The sequence below is a fragment of the Lysinibacillus sp. NPDC056220 genome (assembly GCF_049315265.1).
GTDB classification, from domain to species: domain Bacteria; phylum Bacillota; class Bacilli; order Bacillales_A; family Planococcaceae; genus Lysinibacillus; species Lysinibacillus pinottii.
The window spans coordinates 780,325-804,400 of sequence record NZ_JBMOXD010000002.1 but is presented as its reverse complement, the minus strand read 5'-3'; the positions used below and the strand labels follow the sequence as shown (position 1 = coordinate 804,400).

General features: G+C 37.4%; 23 protein-coding genes. 10 read left to right on the top strand and 13 right to left on the bottom strand.

The features are described from left to right. The first annotated feature begins 35 nt into the window (after positions 1–35). Positions 36–1,064, top strand: coding sequence for an S-layer homology domain-containing protein (locus ACOZBY_RS08975; protein WP_422762060.1), 1,029 nt, complete (start codon positions 36–38; stop codon positions 1,062–1,064). 22 nt (positions 1,065–1,086) lie between these two features. Here ACOZBY_RS08975 and ACOZBY_RS08970 read toward each other — a convergent pair whose 3' ends face one another. From ACOZBY_RS08970 to ACOZBY_RS08940, 7 genes are all read right to left on the bottom strand, one after another. Then, positions 1,087–1,986, bottom strand: a complete 900-nt coding sequence (locus ACOZBY_RS08970; protein WP_036162017.1) for a LysR family transcriptional regulator — start codon at positions 1,984–1,986, stop codon at positions 1,087–1,089. Between the two features lie 147 nt (positions 1,987–2,133). Beyond that, positions 2,134–2,703, bottom strand: a complete 570-nt coding sequence (locus ACOZBY_RS08965; protein ID WP_325881595.1) for a flavodoxin family protein — start codon at positions 2,701–2,703, stop codon at positions 2,134–2,136. Positions 2,704–2,926: 223 nt separating this feature from the next. Further along, on the bottom strand, positions 2,927–4,030 hold the full coding sequence (locus ACOZBY_RS08960; protein ID WP_230586015.1) for an alpha/beta hydrolase: 1,104 nt from the start codon (positions 4,028–4,030) through the stop codon (positions 2,927–2,929). Between the two features lie 115 nt (positions 4,031–4,145). After that, the gene (locus ACOZBY_RS08955) at positions 4,146–5,543 is read right to left on the bottom strand and encodes a DUF1565 domain-containing protein (protein WP_422762058.1); all 1,398 of its coding nucleotides are present in this window, start codon (positions 5,541–5,543) and stop codon (positions 4,146–4,148) included. A gap of 32 nt (positions 5,544–5,575) precedes the next feature. Further along, positions 5,576–6,190, bottom strand: a complete 615-nt coding sequence (locus ACOZBY_RS08950) for a DUF2306 domain-containing protein (RefSeq protein ID WP_036164028.1) — start codon at positions 6,188–6,190, stop codon at positions 5,576–5,578. Positions 6,191–6,451: 261 nt separating this feature from the next. Then, complete coding sequence (gene ade, locus ACOZBY_RS08945; RefSeq protein ID WP_198694990.1) at positions 6,452–8,197, bottom strand: adenine deaminase; 1,746 nt, start codon at positions 8,195–8,197, stop codon at positions 6,452–6,454. Between the two features lie 95 nt (positions 8,198–8,292). After that, positions 8,293–8,715 (bottom strand): pyridoxamine 5'-phosphate oxidase family protein, encoded by a 423-nt coding sequence (locus ACOZBY_RS08940; RefSeq protein WP_012294916.1) that lies wholly within the window; start codon positions 8,713–8,715, stop codon positions 8,293–8,295. Between the two features lie 163 nt (positions 8,716–8,878). Here ACOZBY_RS08940 and ACOZBY_RS08935 point away from each other — a divergent pair, with 163 nt between their 5' ends. Further along, the gene (locus ACOZBY_RS08935) at positions 8,879–9,505 is read left to right on the top strand and encodes a YczE/YyaS/YitT family protein (protein ID WP_012294917.1); all 627 of its coding nucleotides are present in this window, start codon (positions 8,879–8,881) and stop codon (positions 9,503–9,505) included. A gap of 83 nt (positions 9,506–9,588) precedes the next feature. Here the strand turns inward: ACOZBY_RS08935 and ACOZBY_RS08930 are convergent, their stop codons facing one another. Together ACOZBY_RS08930 and ACOZBY_RS08925 are read right to left on the bottom strand one after the other, a co-directional pair. Continuing rightward, a complete protein-coding gene (locus tag ACOZBY_RS08930; RefSeq protein WP_036162019.1) occupies positions 9,589–10,224 on the bottom strand; it encodes a 50S ribosomal protein L25/general stress protein Ctc in 636 nt (211 codons plus the stop codon). A 142-nt stretch (positions 10,225–10,366) separates the two neighbouring features. Then, positions 10,367–11,068: a YjjG family noncanonical pyrimidine nucleotidase gene (locus tag ACOZBY_RS08925; RefSeq protein ID WP_036164040.1), complete on the bottom strand. Its 702-nt coding sequence runs from the start codon at positions 11,066–11,068 to the stop codon at positions 10,367–10,369. Positions 11,069–11,342: 274 nt separating this feature from the next. Here ACOZBY_RS08925 and yfkAB point away from each other — a divergent pair, with 274 nt between their 5' ends. Continuing rightward, positions 11,343–12,455 (top strand): radical SAM/CxCxxxxC motif protein YfkAB, encoded by a 1,113-nt coding sequence (yfkAB, locus tag ACOZBY_RS08920; RefSeq protein ID WP_031416214.1) that lies wholly within the window; start codon positions 11,343–11,345, stop codon positions 12,453–12,455. 401 nt (positions 12,456–12,856) lie between these two features. Here yfkAB and ACOZBY_RS08915 read toward each other — a convergent pair whose 3' ends face one another. Then, complete coding sequence (locus tag ACOZBY_RS08915) at positions 12,857–13,849, bottom strand: LLM class flavin-dependent oxidoreductase (RefSeq protein WP_031416215.1); 993 nt, start codon at positions 13,847–13,849, stop codon at positions 12,857–12,859. Between the two features lie 76 nt (positions 13,850–13,925). Further along, positions 13,926–14,351, bottom strand: a complete 426-nt coding sequence (locus ACOZBY_RS08910) for a hypothetical protein (RefSeq protein ID WP_036162020.1) — start codon at positions 14,349–14,351, stop codon at positions 13,926–13,928. A 202-nt stretch (positions 14,352–14,553) separates the two neighbouring features. Here ACOZBY_RS08910 and ACOZBY_RS08905 point away from each other — a divergent pair, with 202 nt between their 5' ends. The 5 genes from ACOZBY_RS08905 (at position 14,554) to ACOZBY_RS08885 (ending at position 19,631) form a co-directional block, all read left to right on the top strand. Continuing rightward, positions 14,554–15,321 (top strand): TSUP family transporter, encoded by a 768-nt coding sequence (locus tag ACOZBY_RS08905; protein WP_036162021.1) that lies wholly within the window; start codon positions 14,554–14,556, stop codon positions 15,319–15,321. Between the two features lie 156 nt (positions 15,322–15,477). Continuing rightward, positions 15,478–15,996 (top strand): sigma-70 family RNA polymerase sigma factor, encoded by a 519-nt coding sequence (locus tag ACOZBY_RS08900; protein ID WP_012294925.1) that lies wholly within the window; start codon positions 15,478–15,480, stop codon positions 15,994–15,996. Beyond that, positions 15,989–16,882 (top strand): RsiV family protein, encoded by an 894-nt coding sequence (locus ACOZBY_RS08895; protein WP_036216742.1) that lies wholly within the window; start codon positions 15,989–15,991, stop codon positions 16,880–16,882. Before ACOZBY_RS08900 ends, ACOZBY_RS08895 begins: the two co-directional genes overlap by 8 nt. A 143-nt stretch (positions 16,883–17,025) precedes the next feature. After that, positions 17,026–18,150, top strand: coding sequence for an endospore germination permease (locus ACOZBY_RS08890; protein ID WP_422762052.1), 1,125 nt, complete (start codon positions 17,026–17,028; stop codon positions 18,148–18,150). Continuing rightward, entirely contained in the window at positions 18,150–19,631 is a 1,482-nt protein-coding gene (locus ACOZBY_RS08885; protein ID WP_198694986.1) for a spore germination protein, read from the top strand. The genes ACOZBY_RS08890 and ACOZBY_RS08885 overlap by 1 nt, the downstream gene beginning before the upstream one ends. A 38-nt stretch (positions 19,632–19,669) precedes the next feature. Here ACOZBY_RS08885 and ACOZBY_RS08880 read toward each other — a convergent pair whose 3' ends face one another. Next, entirely contained in the window at positions 19,670–20,089 is a 420-nt protein-coding gene (locus tag ACOZBY_RS08880) for an SRPBCC family protein (RefSeq protein ID WP_422762050.1), read from the bottom strand. A 165-nt stretch (positions 20,090–20,254) separates the two neighbouring features. Beyond that, positions 20,255–22,015 (bottom strand): ABC transporter ATP-binding protein, encoded by a 1,761-nt coding sequence (locus tag ACOZBY_RS08875; RefSeq protein WP_036162023.1) that lies wholly within the window; start codon positions 22,013–22,015, stop codon positions 20,255–20,257. Between the two features lie 419 nt (positions 22,016–22,434). Here ACOZBY_RS08875 and ACOZBY_RS08870 point away from each other — a divergent pair, with 419 nt between their 5' ends. Next, a complete protein-coding gene (locus ACOZBY_RS08870; protein WP_031416224.1) occupies positions 22,435–23,196 on the top strand; it encodes a TerC family protein in 762 nt (253 codons plus the stop codon). A gap of 315 nt (positions 23,197–23,511) precedes the next feature. Beyond that, the gene (locus tag ACOZBY_RS08865) at positions 23,512–24,021 is read left to right on the top strand and encodes a ferritin (protein ID WP_031416225.1); all 510 of its coding nucleotides are present in this window, start codon (positions 23,512–23,514) and stop codon (positions 24,019–24,021) included. Positions 24,022–24,076 lie beyond the last annotated feature (55 nt).

Below are 24,076 nucleotides of genomic sequence, written 5' to 3'. Positions count from 1 at the left end.
TTAACATATCGAGCAAGAAAGGATGAAGATGACAAATGAAAAAATTAATAGGTATATTATTATTTTCCATTCTTATCGTAGGCAGTGCAAGCAATGCACAAGCTGCTGGTTTCAAAGATGTGTCTGAGGATCATTATGCCTATGAAGCAATCTTATGGGCAGAAGAATATGATATTGTAAATGGTTTTGCAGATGGTACATTTAAACCGAATGCTACTATTACCGAGCAGCAATTAGCTAAACTTTTAGCTATTTTTTACGAGCTTGAATCTCCCATTGATGAATTAAAAAAACAGACCCCTTCTGCCATGTGGTCGGATGAATTTTATAACCAGCTTGCTAGCTATGGTGTCCCTTTAAACGGCTATTTCGATAATCGGCTACGAGCTGCTACCGTGAAGCGTGGTGTCGTGGCACAAGCTATTACTCATTTAGCTAGTGGCAAAAAAGGATTAGATTCATCTATTCAATTTTTACTTGATTACTATATTTCATCTGGGCAAAATCCACAGTATGAAGACCGTAATTTACAAAAGTTTTATGGTGTGACCAACAATATGACACGTGCACAAGTTGTGACAATGCTGTATCGCATGGATGAACGAAATTTTTATGAAATTTCAGGGGATGCACAAGCTATTCATGACAATGCCAACAAATTATCGTTAAATACACGTGCTAAAAATGCCCAAAATCAACTCGATAAATCATTGCAGCAAACTACACCTAGCAAGAGTGCATGGGAAGGCGTTTATACGTATTATTATAAATGGGGTAAAGGAACAAATGACTTTAACCGTCGAGATGCTGTTATTTCAAACGCCACAAGCAACAGTTTTTCCATTGCTTTAACTGCAAATGATGGGACAGCTTCAGGGAAAGTCAACGGAACTGCCACGATAACAAGTTCAAATAAGGCATTAATGAATAAGTCCTCAAACGGCAATCGATGTGTCGTCGAGCTAGAGCGATTAACGAATAATGCGCTGAAAGTTACGGAAGTCGATTGTCGTGCAGAGCGTAGTGAAGGCACCAATTTTTCTGGTACGCTAAAACAACAATAGTTCACAAGAGAGTCTGATTCGTTCAGGCTCTTTTTTGAGCGCCCAAAATTTTATAGTGCTGCTTGGCTATGGTAATAAAATCGAGAAGGAAAGGCTGCATATGTTTATCTTTATGCCAAGCAATGTCTGTAAAAATTGGTGCTAAGCTGATTGTCGAGGGAATTTCCTCTAATTGTCCATTTGCTAATTCCTTTTCTACGACCATTCTCGGTAAAAATGTAATACCTAAACCAGCTATCACACATTGCTTAATCGCTTCTATGCTCGCAAATTCTATCATTTGTAGCGGCATACTATTTTCCTGCTGTAGCTGTGCTTCTAAATGATTGCGATAGGAGCACCCTGTTTCCGTTAGTAGCATGGTTTCAGTAGAAAGATGAGAAGCTACAAGAGGCTCCCTTCTATCTTTCGAAGTACTCACAAAAATAAGCTGTTCTTCGAGTAAACGCTCTCGATGTAGCATCGCTGTTTCCTGATAAATATCTGTAATAAAGGCCACATCTAACTTACCTGATTGCAATAACTCCTTGGCAATGTCAGTCGTATGCACAGGCTTAAATATAATTTTCACATGGGGATGCGCCTGTTGAAAATGCTGTAAAATGCTTGGCAGTCGATAAACACATTGACTTTCCTGTGCCCCTACTTTTAACACCACTTGTTCTTGTTCATTGGACATTGCTTTTTTCATTTCACGATCTAGCTCTAGCATTTTTTCGGCATATTGTTGTAAACGCTTGCCTTCCTCTGTTAAAATGATCCGCTTCCCAAGCCTCTCAAAAAGTATAACCCCTAACTCTTGTTCCAAAGTTTTAATCTGCGCAGTAATACTTGATTGAGCATAGTCTAGACGCTGTGCTGTTTGTGTAAAGCTTAATGTTTCTGCTGCTGTTAGAAACGTTTGGAGCTGCTTTATATCCATTTCCTCACCTCTCTAATCATTTTTTTCGATACATTTTTATGGAAGATTCACTTTTATCGATATTAAATCCAGTTTACACTAGCTTAGCAAGAGTGAACAATTTTTCAACCAAACGAGGTCCATTAAACAGAAAAGGATTTGGAAACTTTATCGTCCAAATCCCTTTTTAATCTCCTGTAATTGTAGCTCTTTTCTAAGACATTCAGCTGCTGCCATCGCTTTTAAATCTTGAACTATATCTCCGGGTTTATTTCCTTCTCCTAAAATATACCCTTCAAATGATGTCCCTATAAAGTCAAAGATATGTTGAAACTGCTGGATCATTGGTAGCCCTTTTATATAGGGCATATCACCACCAACTGCTATGACATACGCTTTTTTAGAAGACATGTTGTCCTTGAAATTGGGGTAAGTTGAATCTCTTAAAGTTTGTGACCATCGATCAATAAAGTTTTTCATCGGTCCTGCCATGCTATACCAATAAATAGGTGTAGAAAATAGTAGAATATCATGTGGAAGAATACGTTCAATGATGGAATTATAGTCATCATTGACTTCTGAAAAGCCCTCCTCTGTATGGCGCTTATCTATTATAGGTTGAATTGAATAATCCTTTAGATAAATTTCTTCAACTTTTAAATCTTGAGTGACTAATTTTGTTAAAGTTTCTACGTTCCCATTCGGACGATTTCCACCATAAATAACGGCTATTGACATGTTGGTGATCCCTTCTTCCTTAAAGTTTTCTAGTATTGTTCCCGAATAGTTTTATCTTATAATGATTTCACAAATCGATAAAGATGATTATTTCGATAAAATGAATCGAAAAAATCGATTATAGAGAAGTGACTAGCGTGGGAATTACACCATAAAAACCTCCAGAAAAAGGTTTTTTATTCAAATGCGGGAAGTAGCCATCTTCATGGTCAGACCCACCACATTATAAAGAAGCAAAAATTTTCTTTACCCATTCAAGATACTCACGCATATAGTATGGCTGCTTAAAACCATGATTCTGACCTTCTGCTACAATTACAGTGACATCCGCACCTGCAGTTCGTGCGGACTGAATATATTCCTGTGGTCCCTTTACGCCAACAGCTGAATCCTTCGTTCCATAAGCAATAAATTGAGGAATATGTGCAGTTCTGAAATGCTTGGACAAATCAGTTTTATTCAAAAGTTCTTCACGCTCTTCTGGATTTCTAACAGCTTTATCATCAAAAGAAGCAAAAAGCATGGGGACATTATAGCGGTACGTCAATGCAGGATAAATCATGGCTGCAGATGCTACTTGGTCATCAACTGCATCGATAGCATCAAGCTGATAATTTTTGGGAAGCCGTTTTTCTCCCTGTATGAGATTAATAAAACTCCCCGTTTGAAAACCACCTGCGCTAAAGCCTATCAATCCAATTTTATTAGGATGTATACCATAATCATTTGCATGATAACGTAGATAACGGACAGCACGCTGCACATCCAATTGGGGAATGGGCCATTCATAGGGGTTGGAACGATAGTGTAGAACGAACGCATTAATACCTGCCTTATTTAATGCTTCCGCGACCTCTTTCCCTTCAGTAGTTCCGCCATCCATTTCCTTAAAGCTATAGCCACCACCGGGGATTACAATGACCGCACTATCACTATTTGCCACGGTATAAGGAATCAAATAAGGTTCATCCTCATAGGTGGTCTTTTCATAGCCTCCCTCCATTTCATGGACATATGTAAACGTATCAATGGCAGCCTCATTATCTTGATAGTCTTCTCCTACAATATTAGTGAAAAATTTGACTGTAGCTAGCAGTCTATTAGGGTTACCTTTAATATTCATATCGTCTAGCTTACTACCAGAATGATTACCTGCGACTTCTTCTCCCCAAATTTCAACCTTTCGTTCAATATCGGCAACTGGCTTACCTGGTTTATTACCAAAAGGATTGATCTCAAGAAAAGCATAGCCAAACCCTATCATCAAAACCAATATAGCTAGCAATATTCCCACAAACTTGGCTGTTTTCTTCATTATTTTCATCATGATTAACCTCCGTAAGTAGAGAAAAAAGTTTGTCACTTCCACAAAATTACCTTTAGTTTAACAAATGGTTTCTCGACAACTCGATTGTCTTTTTAGCCTTAGCCCTCATATTTTTTTACTTCACTATATGTTCCGCAGGTGAATCTTTTTCAAGTCTAAAATCAAATTTATCCATGTTTTTATATTGAGGATCTAGGTAACTAGATGTCGAATCACTATTGGATGCGATTTTAAACTTTTTAAACGAGTCATATTCCTTATCCTTCCATATCCAAATGCCATCCTCCCCTTTTTCTTTATGAAACACATTCCTAACCAACTTGTTTTTTTTATTACTTGTAAAATAATTGGCTATAAATATTCGAGAAGATCCAGCTGTTAGTATATTTTTTTCTATAACGTTATTGTGGGTATCATACTGTAATAAAAGCTGTCCTCCATCTAATCCCTTTGTATCATTACGGTATATAATATTATGAGAAATGGTTGAATTTTTCGTCCCCCCTCTTTTTTCATCATACCCGCCAATCGATATTCCTGTAAAAAAATTATTATATACTGTATTATTTAGTACTTTTATATTGTCTGCATACTTGTTTGCATGTTCAGATGTTACTTCAATTCCGATATCATTCTTATAAAGGGTATTGTGCTCAATCGTTATATTCTTACCACCATCGACATATATTCCCCCAGCAGAATAATTCTCGCCATATGCTGGATTCCCATAGGAGGAAATTTCATAAACGTAATTATTTTTTACAGCACCGTTTCGTACATAGTCCCTTTTTTTATCCTTTGAAATTCCTTCAAACCCAATCAGATCAATTCCGATATTATTGCTCCGTCGAACTATATTATTTTCTATTTTAAATCCATTAATATTCCCATTAAGAACTATAGATTCACTTGCACCTAACACTAAATCCTCCACTGTATTACCTACAATATTTATATCTCTCATTGACCCTGTTCCGTAGACAGCGATCCCATGACCATTTCCATCCTCAGCAAAGGTTTTTATTCTTTTCACATGATTATTCGCTAGGGTAATATGGCTACTGGAGCCTGTTACGTAAATTCCTATCACTGTTTCATCTAATTGTTTCGTCGTTAAATCCTGTATAGTGAATCCACTAATGGTAATGTAATTTTTATTCTTTATTGTTACAAGAGATGCATCACCATCCGTATTCTTCATGGACTCTCCACTAAGAATAACTTCTTCATTTTCATACGCCTTGAAAATAATGGGGTTTGATTTTGTACCACTATGTATAACAGAAAGCTTTTCCTTATAAATGCCTTTCCGTATAAATACGGTTGACCCTGCTTCCGCTTCTAATGCCGCCTTTTTTAGCGTACGGTATGGGCTTAATTTTGAACCATTATTTGAATCATTTCCATTACTATCTACAAATATAGTCTTAGCCTGTTTTATTTCCGAATCATTAATCGTTAGCATAATTATCAAAGCAGCTATAAACCCCAAAAATAGTATCCATTTTTTCATAAAATCTTCCTTTTCAAATTAATTCTATGGCGTTAAATGGTCGATTTTCTAATCACCATCTCTGCTAATACTAAATTAATAGTAAAGGCTAACCACGCTCCTAACGAATACGACAACCCATATGGAAGATTCGCTCCATAATGCAGTATCGTCATAACTATGTAAATGGTTAGATTGGCAAACGTTAAGAAAAAGCTTCTTAGCATCCAACTCCGATGGCTATTTACTTGTCCCTTTTTTATAAAACGAAAACCGTTTATCGTCGTAAGCAACCACAGCGTATTTAAAATGAAGAAACCAATCGTACTCCACATGCCCCCATTTGCATAGAGCGCTATATAATATCCTGGAAGTATATTGACTACAATCACTATTACATAGATTCGACCATTCCAGCGGTGTAGAATAGGTTTTTCCATTCTTATTGTTCTCGAAAGACCTAATGGCCCCGTAATTAAGGCAATAATGGCTAAAATGATATGTAGTTGGATCATCATAATCCATACATTTGCATTCGGAAGTTCTATTTCCTTGTTCGAAAGAAATGTCGAAAATGTGGGGTCGACCACAAAATTTTTAGATGTTGTATGTAATATCCACAATACAGCAATTACTGCTAAACTAATGACTAAGCCTTTCCTTCTCATGTCTTCTTTCCTCTCCGTTTGTAAAGTGACCTTAAAGATTGCTCTTCGCTGGATAGATTAAAATGGTAAATCTATCTATCTCAAAGTATCTAAAAACAGTCTATCATTAATGCCCCTTACTCGGTTACCAATCATTATAAAGCCGCTTTATAAACTTTAATTTGATTTTACATTGAGACAGCTTTCTATCCTCTGTTATGAGACATTTTTAAGCGAATAAAAAAGACCTAATCGCTTTCCGCAACTAGGTCGTTTTTTTGTCTATGCTTCCACTTCTATATGCTGGAAGGTTGTCACATCAAATAGCCCTGTATCTGTTAATTTTAAAGCAGGAATTACGGGTAATGCTACAAAAGAAAATGTCAGTAGAAAATGAAAATCTAAAGTTGGATTGAGTTTCTGTAAAGCATTGTGCAAGCCCGCTAGCTGTTCCTTCGCTTGCTGTGCTGGCACATCTGTCATTAAGCCACCGATTGTTAAAGGCATCTCCGCGAGTATTTCACCATCGGCTACAATAACGAAGCCACCTTGGATTTCCTGAATGCGGGAAAGTGCCAGAATCATATCCTCATCATTTGTGCCAACGACAAGGGCATTATGTGAATCATGGGCTACGGTAGTCGCAACCGCACCTTTTTGTAAACCAAACCCTTTCACAATACCTAAGCCCGTCGTATGCAAATGATGATGGCGTTCGATGACTGCTAGTTTCAGTAAATCTTGTTCGATTGAGGGGACAAATACGCCTTCTTTCACAGGTACATCTATGACTAAATGATTGGTAATCAGCTGATTCGGCACAATTTCCATGACATTCGCTCTTGTCCCCTTTTTGAATGATAGTTGTAAACTATCCTTTGTGATGCTTGGTAAATGAACAGAGTGATGAATATGGGCAGGAACCTTTGCCTCTTGACGACTTGTCAGCATTTCCCCATTTTCAGCCACTTTATGACCATTTTTCCAAACCGCTTTTGCCTGCATCGTCGATAAATCGTCTACTAGTACAAAATCAGCCTTATAGCCTGGTGCAAGTACCCCTCGATCAAATAAACGATAGCATTCTGCGGTATTTACGGTTGCTAGCTGAATTGCCTGCAAAGGTGTCATCCCTTCGGCTATTGCCATTGCAACATCATAATTGATGCTACCTTCATCCATCAATTCATCGACATATTTATCATCCGTACAAAAACCAAAACGACGCGCATTGTGTGACTGAATGGCTGGCAATAAATCACGCAAATTTTTCGCTGCTGATCCCTCTCGAATAAGGACATACATCCCCTGCTCTACACGATCAATGGCTTCTTCGGCTGTCACACATTCATGATCCGTTTGAATACCTGCAGCTCGGTAGCCTGTTATTTGCTCACTTTGTAAGCCCGCACAATGCCCATCAATTACTAGGTTCGCTTCCTTTGATAATAAAATTTTTTGCAGCATTCCCTCTTCTCCATTTAAGACGGCTGGGAAATCCATAACCTCCGCTAATCCACGAACTTGTTCATGATGCAGAAATGGCTCCAAATCCTGTGCTGTTAATGTTGCCCCGGCGTTTTCAAACTGTGTCCCTGGTACACTTGAAGGAAGCATCACAAAAATATCCATATCGGCCTTTTGTGCATCATCCAGCATAAATTGGATTCCTTCTGCTCCTGCTACGTTAGCAATTTCATGTGGATCAGTAATCACGGTTGTAATCCCATGTGGAATTAAGACACGGCTGAATTCTCCAGGTGTTAGCATCGAAGATTCAATATGTATATGACCATCAATCAATCCAGGAATAACATAGCTCCCCGCTGCATCCTCTACCTCTTTTGCATGAAATCTATTGCTGTGATCCAGTGCGACAATTGTGCCATTCTTCACAACAATGTCCGCTTTCCTCCACGTTAATGTATAGACATCGGCAACTTGTGCATTTTTAAGAATAAAATCTGCCTCTAACTTACCTTGAGATGATAAAATATTTTGCGTTAACTGTTGTAATTTTGTCGTCATAGCCAATACTCCTTTTTCTTTTAAGAACTATCATGCCTGAAAGATGTCTGTTATTGCAACTATTAATCGTAAAGTCCGTAAAAAACGACCATTGATTAATGGTCGCTCGAAAATTCTAGTTCTTTTGGTGGTTGTCCTTTTTTATTCATTAAACGCATACGAATAGGTTCAATTTTTAGGGTCACCATTTCATCCTGATTGCCAATAAAAATACTCGTAAAAAATTCTGCAATTTTATTTTTAATGCCTTCTTCGTGTACTTCAGTGAGCTTTCCCTCTATTTCCACATAGGAATCACCAAAGCCCCCATTTTCATAGCCATACAATATATGGGTATATGGATTTTTACGGAGCTCTTCCATTTTCTCAGAATGCTTATTCGTCACAGTATATAACACAAAATCCTCATGCTGGAACGTCATATAGCGCGAATATGGCTTCCCGTTTTCTACAGTAGCCATCGTTCCGATCTTTTCACGGTTCAAAACTTCTAAAATTTCATCACGTACTGAAGTCATTTCATCCCATCCTTTCTTCTACAACTATATTTTGCCCTCTCTACCTAAAGCTAAACTGTTTTTTTTGAAAAATATGAAATGACAAACTTCTGGCAAATTGAAAATATCTTGTTATAATTATTTGATGGACAATAGGAATTTACGGATGAATGAGGGTTAAAAAATGAAACAAGCTTTTTATACACGCTGTTTATTTTTCATAACAGGCATTATCGTGCTATCTTTTGGCGTTACATTAACAATTAAAGGGCAGCTTTTTGGCGTAGGCTCTTGGGATGTTTTACATATTGGCTTAACTAAAACACTCGGATTAACGATCGGTTCATGGTCAATCATTTTAGGACTGGCAATTTTAGCGTTTGATATGCTAATAACGAAAAAATTCCCATTACCAGGAACTTTTATCGATATGTTTTTAGCTGGCATTTTTATTGATATTTTTAATTATTGGCTACCTGATATCGACGGCTTTTGGATGCAGCTTGTTTCTTATCTAACAGGGTTAGTATTACTTGGCTGGGGCTGTGGTATGTATATGGTGGCTAATTTAGGAATTGGTCCGCGCGATACCTTAATGCTAATGATGGTTCATAAACTTGGCTGGAGTGTCACACGTTCCCGGACGACAATGGAAGTTACAGTCGCTGTAATTGGCTTCTTACTTGGTGGTCCTATAGGCATCGGTACGGTGATAATGGCCTTTGGACTTGGACCAATCGTACAATTTGCCTTAACCTATAACGAAAAATTATTTATGAAATGGACTGGCGTGAAAAGCGCCGTCATATAAGTTTTCTGACAATGAAATGCATTGTCTTTTTATGGATAGAATAAACAAGGAGCCATTTTGGAAAATGGCTCCCTTTTTTCACGCTATGCTTCTGGCTCAGAGGTATTTTGCCCTGTTGCTTCAATTACTTCGGGCGTGTCGTCCACAGTGTCATCTTCTTGTACGTTTTCAGCAGATGGAGGTGTGATCGTCACTAGTGTAAAGTCATCTTCTTGTAAAATTTCAAATGAAAATTGTTGACGTATATCTCCCACATATAGGGATGTTCCGATTGCTATATTCGTGACATCGATTTCGATCGTTTCGGGAATTTCTGTTGGTTTTACTTTAATGCGAACCTCACGATTAGGCTGTAATAGGAAACCTCCATCTGCTACTCCGATGGCATCACCGATTACTGTTACTGGAATCTCCACTTCCAGCTCTTGTGACATGTTGATCGATTTAAAATCAACATGTTTAATATTCCCTTTTAGAGCACAACGCTGAACTTCTGATAAAACGGCATTAATACGCTTTCCATCCACATCTAATTGAAAAACACTTTTTGTACCATGCGCTGCTAGTATTTTCGCAAATGTTCTTGCGTCTAATGTAATGGCTGTTGATTCCATTTGGAAGCCATAGACAACACCAGGAATGGCACCGTTTTGTCGAAGCTGTGTTAGTGAAGATTGTCGTCCTTTTTGGCGTTTACTGGCTGTTAGTATCGTATTCATCGAATATTTCCCCTTTCATGGAAACTAGTCTCAACAATGGTTTTGCCCTTTCCTCGTTTTTTTATACCTATAAACCTGCTCAAAAAATGAGCAAAAAAAGCACCTCCCTGTCTACAAAACAAAGAAGGTGCCTCATGCTTACTTAAAGTGCAATTTTTTGATTCAGTAAATCATGTAAATCCTGCAATTTTTTAATTTCATAATGCGGTTCAATGCCACTTTTATTTTCAACATTGCGGATATTAAACCAACAAGTATCTATTCCGGACTGTAAACCACCTTTTATATCAGATGTCAAAGAGTCTCCAATAATTAGTGCTTTTTCTTTATCAAAATTATCAATTCGTTCAAACACATAATCGAAAAAGGCTGGCATAGGCTTTTGATAGCCCGTTTGCTCTGAAATAAAAATGCCTTTAAAATATTGCGCTAAATTCGCATCCACAAGACGTTTATTTTGTGTAACCGTTATCCCGTTGGACACTACATATAAATGATAATGATTGGCTAGGTGAGCGATTACCTCATAGGCCCCCTCTACATAATGGTGGGCCTCCCGTAAATATTTTTGGAAAAGTGATTCAAAGTATGTCCCATCGACTTCTATGCCAAATTCCTTTAAAGCAATCGAAAAACGTGTATTATGTAAGGTATTTTTCGTTACTTCTCCACGCTCAAAAGCTCGCCACATTGACTCATTAATTTCTTTGTAACGTGCAATCATGTTGGGAGTAACTTGTATATTTTCTTCTTTAAACATGCGGTCAAGTGCAGCATTTTCAGCTAAATCAAAATCTAGTAACGTATCATCCACGTCAAATAATAATATTTCATATTTCGTCATGTCCGTACCTACTTTCTATGATGCATTGTGCTATTTTCTCTATCCATGATAACGTTTTTTTAGAAAAATAACAGTAAATCCACCTTTTTCAGAATAGTAGGACTTGTAAGCATTTTATCTTCATCCATTTCGATACAAATGAATTGGCGAACATTTTCCTTTAAATGGGTAAAAATGTTTAACTAGTCATAAAATAGCCCTTTCAGTAATTTCATATTTGAAATTATCGATGAATATGAGACAATAGAATGCTAGAAAGGAAGATGTACGAAAGATGACGACCTTACAAAAAATAACGCCTGTCTTTGATCCATGGGAAGCTTATATAGACGTGGAGCAACATGGACAGATGACACTCTCAAATATTGAATTTACAACAACTACACTTTGTAATATGCGTTGCGCACACTGTGCGGTTGGCTATACGCTACAAAATAAAGACCCCGAGGCATTGCCGATTGACTTAATTCTCCAACGGCTAGATGAAATACCTCATTTAAAAACGCTTAGTATCACAGGTGGCGAACCGATGATGTCTAAGAAATCCGTTCAAAGCTATGTATTGCCTTTATTGAAATATGCGCATGAACGAGGCGTGCGAACACAAATCAACTCCAATTTAACATTGGAGCCTGCACGTTATTTACTAATTGCCCCTTATTTAGATGTCCTTCATATTTCACATAACTGGGGTACAATCGATGAATTCGTGGAAACAGGCTTTGCCATGATGGAGCGCAAACCTACTTATGACCAACGTGCAGCTCTTTTTCAACGCATGATTGATAACTCAAAAATGCTTGCGGAACATGGTGTAATGGTTTCAGCTGAAACCATGCTAAACAAAAAAACTTTACCGTACTTAGAACATATTCATAACCAAATCATCCATGAAATGAAATGTGCACGTCATGAGGTACATCCAATGTACCCATCAGATTTCGCTAGTGCTCTCACATCTCTGTCACTGGAGGAAACACGTGAAGCGATCCATCATCTACTAGATATTCGTGATGACAATACATGGATGTTATTCGGAACACTTCCATTTTACCCTTGCAGTGCGAATGAAGAAGATCAACGATTACTTCAACGTCTTCGTACAGCGAAAAATGTCACATTGCGTAACGACCCAGATGGCCGTTCACGTTTGAATATCAATATTTTTACGGGCGATGTCATCGTTACTGATTTCGGTGATACACCTGCTTTAGGTAATATTGTACATGATGAGCTTCCAACTATCTTTGATAAATGGATGGCAACTGATTTAGCTAAAACACTCAATTGTCATTGTCCAGCTGTTAAATGCCTAGGTCCTAACGTTTTAGTGAAAAATATGTATTATCGAGATCACGCGTTTGTTAGTGGCTCTGCCCGCGTTTAAGCAACTCATAAAGTTAATAAAGAAAGAAACTCCCTTTTGAAGAATCTGTATCAAAAGGGAGTTTCCTTTTATTGTTTTAAAAAAATTTCTTAACTATGTATAAAAAATATGGCGCGGTCTATACTATTAAAGATTTCACTTCAAATCCTATGACTAGGAGGGTTAACCCGATGAGTGCGATTGATCGATAACTCAAAAGGACCATCAAAGCTGAGTAAAGTACAGTTCTTAGGAATATCTTAAGATTCTATGCAGAAGCGAGGCAGAGTGTCATGGAGTATTTAATGTAAGTGGTAATCGAACCCGGAAATTTATTTCCGGGTTTTTCTATTTTATGTACGTTAAAAAGCGTCAATCCTAATAAAAATCACCTCGAAGAGTTACAACGAGGTGATTTTGTTCTATAATAATTCCTCCGCTAGGAATTTATAGGTGTTTAAACGACTTGCTAATTCATATTGATTACAGTTCAGCATGACTTCATCAAAGCCATAATGTTCTTGTTCTTTCATTAAAAAAGCAGCAATATCCTTCGGTGTGCCTACAAGATTGGCTTTGCGATTATTGGCAATTGTCATTTTATCCATTTCAGTTAATGGATAATCCTTTGCTTCTTCAGGCGATATAGTTTGAATAATTTGCCCTTTCATAAGCTGAAGACGAGAAATATCGATTGGTTTTGCCAAGTACTCGGCTTCCTCTAAAGTAGGTGCCACCGTCGCCGCATAGGTCACAATGATTTGTGGTTTTTCCATATAATAAGAAGGCGTAAAATAGGCTTTGTAGGCATCAAAAATATCCTTCGACATATTACCCGTGAAAAACTGGGCATAGGAATAGCCTACACCTAGCTGTCCTGCCTGCATTGCACTTTGACCACTTGAACCTAGCAGCCACGCCTCAGGTAATGAACTATCAACTGGTGCCGCAACGACTTGATCATAGACATGCTCACCCGTTTTTTGGTTATTCATGAGCTTTAGTATAATTTCAAGCTTATCATATTGCTCAGTGAAGCGTTGTCTTCTTCCCTCTGCAAGCGCATAAATAGAGGCATGATCACCACCTGGCGCTCTCCCCACTCCGAAATCAATTCGATGAGGTGCTAAGCCTGACAATGTTTTAAAAACCTCTGCGATCTTATAGGGTGAATAATGCATCATCATGACCCCACCTGTCCCAATGCGCAGGCGCTTCGTTTTCGCAGCTAAAAAAGCAGCGGTTACTTCGGGAGCTGAGCTTGCTAGCGACTGACTATTATGGTGTTCAGCTAGCCACATACGATGATATCCAAGTTCTTCCCCTAATAACGCTAGTTGTTCTGTACGTTGGAAGGCTTCCTCTGCCGAATGACCTTTTGGTATAGGCATTTGATCTAAAATACTTAACTTCATTCAAAACATCCTCTCTGTCTGTAAGCTCCCCCTTTTAACTGTAATATAGTTCTGCTCATTTACAAAGCAAAAAACCTTACTCATAAGCTAGTTGTTTCATTTCCCATGTTTGATAGACCATGCCGACGAGTTTCTGTTTTTGTTCAGCATTTAGAACATTTTCATTAAACTTCATCGCACGAAGGGAAAATTGTTTTGTTTGTTCGTCAACAACGAATTGTAATATAGCATGTCCTTTTTCACCTTGAAACGTAATTTCACCTGATAATTCTATAACTTGCTCCCCTGTTTTCGCTTGATAATATCGCCAATATGGTTCAAAGAATGCGTAGTTAAATGCATTACGAACTGTGACGTCCGAAAAATTCTCCAAATAACCTTCTTTGACGATATCAATATACTCATGATCTGTTATATCTTTTTTTGCATTAAAGACATATCCAACAAGCATCCCCATAAATACGACACAGAGAAATACACGTATATGATTTGCTAAACTCATGTCATCACGTCCCCTTTACGTAAAAACACTATCATTTACATAATACATCAAATTTCTAACTCTAAGCAGAAAATATTTGATTTTTATAGAAATTATACGAAAACCATTCGTTCAAAATCCGCAAAACTTTATAAAGAGTATTTACAGCCCAACCTCAGTTCGCTACTATCAGATTACTATGATAGAAAAGAGATGACCTGTTGTGCCATTTGATTTAGATCTAAATATTTTAGTCATTCTTATTGTATTTGGTTTTTTAGCAGCATTTATTGATTCAGTTGTTGGCGGTGGTGGACTCATTTCTTTACCAGCTCTTATGTTTGTAGGTCTCCCACCTTCTACAGCGGTGGCAACCAATAAATTAGCAGGTACAATGGGATCACTTACGAGTACTTTGACATTTTATCGCTCTGGCAAGCTTGATATTAAAGCGGTCTATAAGCTATTCCCCTTTGTCTTTTTCGGGTCTATGCTAGGTGCGTGGATTGTCCACTTAATGAATCCTAGTGTCCTAAAGCCGCTCATGCTCATTATGCTGGCTGCCGTAGCTATCTATACGATTTTTAAAAAAGATTGGGGAAGCATCACTACCTATAAAAAATTAACACCAAAACGTTATCTATTATTTGTAGTAGTTATTACAGTCATTGGTTTTTATGATGGCTTCTTGGGTCCTGGTACTGGTTCATTTTTATTATTTGCCTTTCTCATGGTTGGTTTTGATTTTTTACAATCAGCCGGTAATGCGAAATTTTTAAATTTCGGTAGTAATGTGGCAGCCCTTCTTATGTTTATATACTTAGGACAAATCAATTATGCCTATGGTTTACCAATGGGTCTTGCGCAAATTGCTGGGGCCATAGTCGGGTCAAAATTTGCGATTAAACGTGGCAGCGGTTATGTACGTAAGTTATTTATCGTTGTGACCATTCTATTACTCTTGAAAAATACATATGACTATTTCTCATAATCATCTGTTATGCTGACGTATGCCAACAGTATAGAAGGATAAAACTTATCTCATATTGGGGTAAGTTTTTTTTATGGTCATCAACTTTTTCCCTCATTTCGTACGTCTAGTACATGTATACAATTTGACAATGTTAAAAAAGGAGCTTCTTTGGACATGAAAACAAGAAATGCATTTCAACATGAAGAGGTGTTTGTCCAATTCATTCGTGAACAAAAAGAGCGTTTTTATTTGCTCGCGTATAGCTATACAAAAAATGAACAGGACGCACTAGATGTTGTACAGGACAGTATTCAAAAGGCCATGCTGTCATTAGATCGACTAGAAAATGTTGATTATATGAAAAGCTGGTTTTATAAAATAGTCGTTCGTACTTCCATTGATTTTTTACGAAAGCATAAACGCTTACAAGTAACTGATGATGATACTTTGCAATATTTAACCCCCGCTCAAGAGGATGTCTATGAAAACGTAGACCTAGAACATGCATTGGATGAGCTCCCGCAAATGTATCGAGAGGTTGTGATTCTTCATTATTTTGAGGATTTAAAGCTCGCAGACGTTGCGAATATCCTCGATATTAAGTTAAGTACAACCAAATCGCGTCTTTATAAAGCATTAAAACTATTGAAAATACAATTGGAAGATGTGAAGGGAGAAACTGCACATGGATAAAAAATTAAAAAATATAGAAAAACAATATACGGATGTTTCCATTCCTAAGGAATTAGACTTGGTGGTTGAACGAGCTTTGAAGCAAGGTCGGAAAAAGAAAAAGAACCGTACTCCTCAATGGTTGCTTGGCTCGGCAGCTGCAGCTATGCTATTTACAGCTAGTTTAAATGCGAGTCCAGCAATGGCTCGAACGCTATCTGACATACCTGTTGTAGGAAGTGTGGTCAAAGTATTAACTTGGACTGAATATGAGGTTGCAGAAGATAATTTTGATGCCAATATTAAAGTACCTGCTATTGAAAATCTAGATAATCAAGATCTTGCAAATTCGTTAAATGAAAAGTATCGTGCAGAAGGAAAAGCTCTCTACGATGAATTTATTACAGAAGTTGGTGATTTAAAGGCCAGTGGTATTGGTGGTCATTTAGGCGTTGATAGTGGCTTTGAAATTAAAACCGATAATGACCAAATTTTATCGATTGGTCGTTATGTAGTTAATACTGTCGGCTCATCCTCCACTGTCATGGAATACGATACTATTGATAAAGAAAACGAAATTTTAATTACTTTACCTATGCTCTTTAAAGATAAGAACTATATTGAAGCTATTAGTGAAAATATTAAGGAACAAATGCGTACACAAATGGCTGAATCCAATCAGGATAAAGTTTACTGGGTAAAGGGAGCTGGCCTGGCTGACGAAGAGTTGATGGAAGACTTTACAGCTATTCAACCAGATCAACAATTCTATATTTCCGATAAAGGTAAGCTAGTGATTTCATTCGATAAATATGAAGTGGCACCAGGTTTTATGGGCGTTGTGGAATTTGAAATCCCAACAGACGTCTTAAAAGATGAGCTTGTTAGCACAAAATATATCCATTAATTAAATAGGACTTAACGAGGTATTTGAAGATAACACCATCAAATACCTCGTTTTTTCATGGCCATTAACCCATTTTTTGCTTATAAAGCTACAGTTTTTTGTCTAAGCTTATATGTATCAATCAATGTTAGAGGGTTTTCATCATGAAAAGTGTAGGATCCATCAGTATTTTACATGTAATCTTCTTATCCATGACCGTTATTGGCTTAAAAAATCATGTGACTATTATTCCTCCACTGCTAGATGCCGCCAAAAGAGATGGCTGGCTTTCTGTACTATTTTCTGGGGGTATACTTTTCTTTTGGTTATTTTTATTAGTTTACATCCAAAAAAAATCAAAACAAGAACCTATTCGAGACTGGCTCAACGAAAAAGTGGGAAATGTCGCTTCTTCTATTGTCATCTATATTGTTGCCATTTTTTTATTGATTATCGCAGCTTTTACAATGGTAGAAACATTACAATGGGTAAATACCACGTTTTTACCACAGACACCGGTCCTAATATTACTGTTTGTTTATACCATTCTTTGCATTTTACTAGTGACAACTAGCTTACAAACCATTGTTATTGTCAATGTTTTTGTATTATTTGGCGTTGTCATCCTTGGCTTTTTTGTTGCCTTTACCAATATACAAGTAAAGGATTATAGTTTGTTGCGCCCCTTTTTTGAGCATGGTTTTCAGCCCATTCTACATGGTATGATTTTTCCTGCTTCAGGGTTTATAGAGCTATTATTGCTATTATTTTTACAGCATCAATTTAAAGAACAACTTCGTTGGTATCACTTCACTATCATACTGGCTATCTTAATTGGTCTTACATTAGGTCCGTTAATTGGAGCCATTACTGAATTTGGACCAAGTGAAGCAGCGAAGCAACGTTATCCCGCTTATGAAGAATGGGGATTAGTGACCATCGGACGTTATATTGAGCATTTAGACTTCTTCTCTATTTACCAATGGCTAACAGGGACCTTCATTCGTGTAAGTTTCCTTTTATACATTGTGGTAGATTTATTAAAAATGACTGGTGATCCAAAGCGTATTTGGCAAATGATCGCTCCACCCTTTTTCATCATTTGTTTACCGTTAATTATGTTAAATGAAAGCTTATTTTTAAAGGTAAAGGGACATTATATTTTAAGTGCTACTTTTATTTTTTTATTTGCATTATCTATTTTTTTCATTGTCGTTGCTTACTTATCGGATAAATCTCCTAAAAAGGGGAAAACTGAAAAACAAGACATGAAAAGTGGTGAATCATAATGTCTCAGCAGGAGCATGAGTTAGATTTAAAGACAATAAAAAAACTATTTCAAAAATCCGCAGATATACAATTTCAGGAATATAGCTTTAATGAACAGAAGGTACAATTTATAACTTGTGATGCCATGATTGATCAACAAATGCTGAACGGCGTTATTATTCAGCGGATTCAGTATTTATATGATCATTTGGATGAAGTTTCTTTTGAGGAAAATATAGCGAGGCATCTCCATATTCCAAGCCTTCAAAAAATCCAAGATAAGGAACAGCTTATTTCATCAGTTTATAGTGGCTTCCTGTTGCTGTATTTTGAGGAAGCTAATCTTTTATATGCAAGCAATATCGCTAAAAAACCTAATCGTAAGCCGGAAGAAACGCGTATGGAGGTTCTTGTTAAAGGACCCAGAGATAACTTTATTGAAGATATCCGCGTCAATATTGCTTTAATTAGAAAACGATTACCGACCAATTCATTTTGTGTAGAAAAGGTGGAACTTGGAAAACGCTCAAAAACAACTGTGGCCATCTTATACTTTGAAGATATTGTAGATATGGATATTCTGCACGGTATTAAGAAACAGCTAGCTGCGGTCGATACGGATATCGTTTTTAGTGGTGATTTATTGATGGAACGTGTTAATAAAAATTCAAAGTTATTTCCAAAGTTCGATTATACTGGGCGACCCGATTATGCCGTCCAAGCATTAGCAAGGGGACGCTTTATTATTTTCGTAGATGGTGTCGCATATGGCATTATCACACCTGTAAATCTTTTCTTATTATTGAAATCTGCCGAAGATAATGAGTATCCGATCATTTTTAGTTCTGTAGAACGAGTACTACGGATAATCGGTATTCTTATAGGGTTGCTACTACCTGCCTTTTGGCTTGCTTTAACAACCTATCATCAAAATCAATTACCATTACAATTACTAGCAACCGTTGTACAGGCCAAGGCTGGATTGCCTCTCCCTTCTTCACTTGAGATGCTCCTAATGCTTCTGATGTTTGAATTGTTCCGTGAAGCAGGGTTACGACTTCCTTCAGTTATTGGTGGAACCATCAGTGTTGTAGGTGGAATTATTATCGGAGATGCTGCAATTCGAGCAGGTGTAACAAGCCCCGAAATGATTGTTGTTATCGCCATCTCTACCATCGCTTCATTTACCTTGGTCAATCAATCACTTGTGACATCAGTCAGTATATTACGTATTGCTTTCATCCTAGCAAGCGCCTTTTTCGGATTATTTGGCTTTTTTGTTTCTTTATATTTGACACTTCTGTACTTGTGCAATATTCGAATTTACGGCTATTCTTACATGAACCTTGCGACAGATTTAAGGTGGTCCACCATCAAAAAATCTATTTTTCGCCTATCACCAAAAGGTTACGCGGAGCGTAATAAAGCCCTTGCACCTCAGGATTCAACCCGAACAGCCAATGGCCATCACGAAGAAAGTAGAGAGCAAGAAAATAACTAGCATCCCCTCAAATGTTGAGGAGATGCTAGTATTTTTGGCTACATCTTTTGTATGCTAACTTCAATGGTTTCTAAAATCGCTTCCCAATATCGCTTCATTTCGTCTCTCACTTGTTGATTGGAAAGATGTTCCTGATGGAAACTTATGGTCGTTTTATTACTTTCTTTAGAGAGGATTCGAATTTGTACGGTAGAAGGTCGTTGCCACCCCACTTTTTGCCAAGTAAATCGAAGTTGCAGAAGTGGTTTGACAATCCGAATTTCTCCAATTCCAGCCTTTGTATGATACTGACAACCAGGTACAAGAATTATATTTTCTCCTCCTCCAAACCATGCATTCAAACCTTCCTCTGCTGTAATAATTGACCATGCTTGCTGTTGTGAGATTGGGAACGTTTTTCTAACCCCTACTTGATATCCAACGGTTTTGGTAAGTCCTATACTTCTTTGTCTATCCATGTCTTAACCCCCATCTATTAATCTGTCATTAACTATTCACTACTAATAGTTCCTCCCCTCTTCTAAAAAATCCTTGTACAATTTTATTTATTTGATAAGTATATGAAAGCAGAAAAAGGCAGAAATGCTATCACACATTTCTGCCTTTTGTTGAATTGATTAACTTTAAGTCATCTCTACATAATCATTTTGAATGCTTTGTTTGTTTTGTCCCTTACGGAATTGGATGTGATGGAGCTTAGCAAAAATACCATTATGAGCCACTAGCTCATCATAAGTACCATCTTCCTCAATACCTTTTGGCGTCACGACCATTACCCGATCTGCGTTCCTTATAGTTGCCAGGCGATGGGCAATAACTAAAGTAGTACGGTTTTCAGCTAGTTCTGATAAAGATTGCTGAATAATCATCTCTGTTTCTGTATCTAACGCAGAAGTCGCTTCATCTAAAATTAAAATTGGTGGGTTTTTCAGGAACATACGAGCAATGGCTAATCGTTGTTTTTGTCCACCGGATAATTTCAAGCCTCGTTCCCCAATTTGCGTATCATACCCCTCTGGTAGCTCTGCGATGAATGCTTCTAAATGGGCCTTTTTTGCCGCTTCGCGAATTTCTTCTTCACTGGCGTTTAGCTTTCCATAGGCAATATTCTCACGAATTGTCCCTGTAAATAAGAAGACATCCTGCTGTACAATACCAATTTGAGATCGTAAGGAAGCCTGGGTCATATTGCGAATATCGATGCCATCAATCGAAATAGCACCTTTTGAAACTTCATAGAAGCGAGGAATTAACGAACAAATGGTCGTTTTACCAGCACCCGATGGACCGACAAACGCAATGGTTTGTCCAGCCTTTACATCAAATGAAATATCTTTTAACACCTGTTTTGATGCATCGTAATTGAAGTGAACATTGTTGAAGGAAATATTACCATCTAAATGGTTAATAACCTTCGCATTTTCACGATCTTGAATTTCTGGTTCCTGCTCAATTAATTCACGGAATCGCTTGAAGCCAGCCATTCCCTTTGGATAAAGCTCTAATAAAGCACTAATCTTATCTATTGGTTTAATGAGTACATTGGTATATAAAACAAAGCTCACTAGCTCCCCGTAAGATAATTTCCCATTAAAGCTGAGCCAAGCGCCGACCACTAACACCATTAATGTAAGGAGACGTGTCATCATGTAAATAGTCGAGTTAGTTCCTGCCATTATTTTATAGGCATATAATTTAGCCGCACGGAAAAATCCATTTTGCTCCTCAAAGCGTTTAATTTCAAAATCTTCATTTGTAAAGGATTTCACAACACGGACACCGGATACACTATCCTCTACACGTCCGTTAACATCAGCAATTTTGCCATACATCGTTTTCCAAGCATTGTTCATTTTTATATTACTAAATGTCACAAGCCATGTTAAAAATGGCACCATAATCGCTGCAATTAAAGCGAGTGTTGGATTCACATTAAACATAATGGCAAAGGCCCCAACAAAGGTCATAATGGCAATAAATAAATCCTCAGGTCCGTGATGGGCAAATTCCCCAATGTCAAATAAATCATTAGTAATGCGGCTCATTATATGACCTGTTTTAGTATTATCAAAGAATCGGAATGATTGCCTTTGTACATGCGTAAATAATTCCTGACGCATATCTGTCTCAATATTAGTCCCCAATTTATGACCTAAATAGTTCACGATAAAATTTAATAATGTACTTATTGCATACACTAGCAGCAATAATACACTTATTTTTACAATCATTCCCCAATCGCCGGTTGGTAATAATTCATCAATAAACCACTGAACGGCTAATGGAAAGGCAAGCTCTAAAATGGCTACAATGATTGCACTTGAAAAATCGATGACAAACAATCGTTTATGCGGTTTATAATAGGAAAAAAATTTTCTATACATGTTTGTCTCCTTTCTAAGTTGTAAAAATTTCGCCTATCTTTTAATAGTACCATTTGTGCAAACGTAACGGAAAAGTATTTTTTCTCCATAGCAGTATATTTTTATTTACTTTCAATTTTTCTCATGCTATGATTGGTGTAAGAATTGAATAGCTTTTGACTTTATTGTCAAAGGGGAGTAGCTAGCAGATGCGATCGAAGCATCTGATTCACATTCGTCATTACATGGTTTCGTACCATCGGGTGTGATGGCATAATTTGTCTCACAGAACAATACTTTCTGTGCAACGAACAGTAAATTGCTTAGCAAGACCTTTGCCTATTTTTTAGGCAGGGGTCTTTTTCTTTTGCTTAAAATTGGGAAGAATATGTTAGAAGCAACCATTCATTTCTGTTCAACAATTAAAGGAGGAAACAAATTTGGAGGCAATTATTTTAGAATACGCATGGGTACTCGTCGTATTAATTGTATTAGAAGGTTTGTTGGCAGCTGACAACGCAGTCGTAATGGCAGTTATGGTTAAGCATTTACCAAAAGCACAACAACAAAAAGCTTTATTATATGGATTAGTGGGGGCGTTTGTTTTCCGCTTCGCCGCATTATTCCTTATTACAACGCTCGTTAATTTCTGGCAGATCCAAGCAATAGGTGCTGCTTATCTATTGTTTATGTCTATTAAGCATATTTATGATTCACGGAAGGCATCCCAAAACTCCGAAGAAATCCAAGAGCCGAAGAAACAATCTGGCTTCTGGATGACAGTTGTAAAAGTGGAGCTTGCTGATATCGCGTTCGCGGTGGATTCTATCCTAGCTGCGGTTGCTATTGCCGTAACATTACCACATCTCGGCGATTTTGATATTGGTGGCATTAATGCAGGACAATTCGCCGTTATGTTCTTAGGTGGCCTTATTGGGGTCATCATGATGCGATTTGCGGCTCGTTGGTTCGTAAAAGTTCTTGATAAATTCCCTTCATTGGAAACGGCTGCCTTCCTAATCGTTGGTTGGGTTGGTGTGAAATTAGCCGTGCTAACATTGGCACATGAAAAACTAGGGGTTATTCCACATGAGTTCCCACATTCTACAATTTGGAAAGCGATATTCTGGATTGTCCTAGTAGCAATTGCCCTAGGTGGTTACTTAGTTGGGGTCAAAAATCAAAAGACTCAAGCACAATAGTGATGAAAAAAATCGCCACGACCTATGTCGAGGCGATTTTCTTCTTTACGGGTAAGATTTTATTTTATAGCCAGTCCCTCTCCTATGCCACAAATCTACACATCTTTGCTACCTCACTAGTGGCCCTATCCCACTACCCAACTAACACTTGACTATACATACGACAAATAGGAAGAAGTATAAATTTTCTAATTGAGAACTAATATCAATTAAGTTTTGCACATTTTCCCATGAAATTTAAAATTTTTGTATGAAGAACTAATAACGCTGTATACTAGTGAAGAAGGCATTTACTGCAAAAGGAGGAAAACTTTTATGTTATCTGAAAAACTACACACAGCACTTAACGAACAAATGAATTTTGAATTTTACTCGGCTCATGCTTACATGGCAATGGCGGCTTATTGCACAGACCAGGATTACGATGGCTTCGCTAACTTCTTTTTAGTACAAGCCGAAGAAGAACGCTTCCATGCGATGAAGTTTTATAACTTCTTAAGTGATATGGGCTACCGTGCAACAATTCAAGGCTTTGAGAGCCCAGGCAATCATTTTGAATCGATTTTAGATGCCTTTAAAACAGCTCTTTCTCATGAAAAAGAAGTGACGCGCCGTATTTATAATTTATCAGATATCGCTTTAGATGAACGTGAGCATGCAACGATGGCGTTTTTAAAATGGTTCATCGATGAGCAGGTGGAGGAAGAATCTACATTTGATACATTAATTCGTAAAATCGAACGTATTGAAAACGACTCCAACGCTATCTTTATGCTAGATGCAGAATTAGCTACGCGTACATTTACGCCTGATGCACAGGCATAATATATGGGAAAATTTAGCTAAAAATAACAATGGCTACGAAGTTTCATCCAAGATA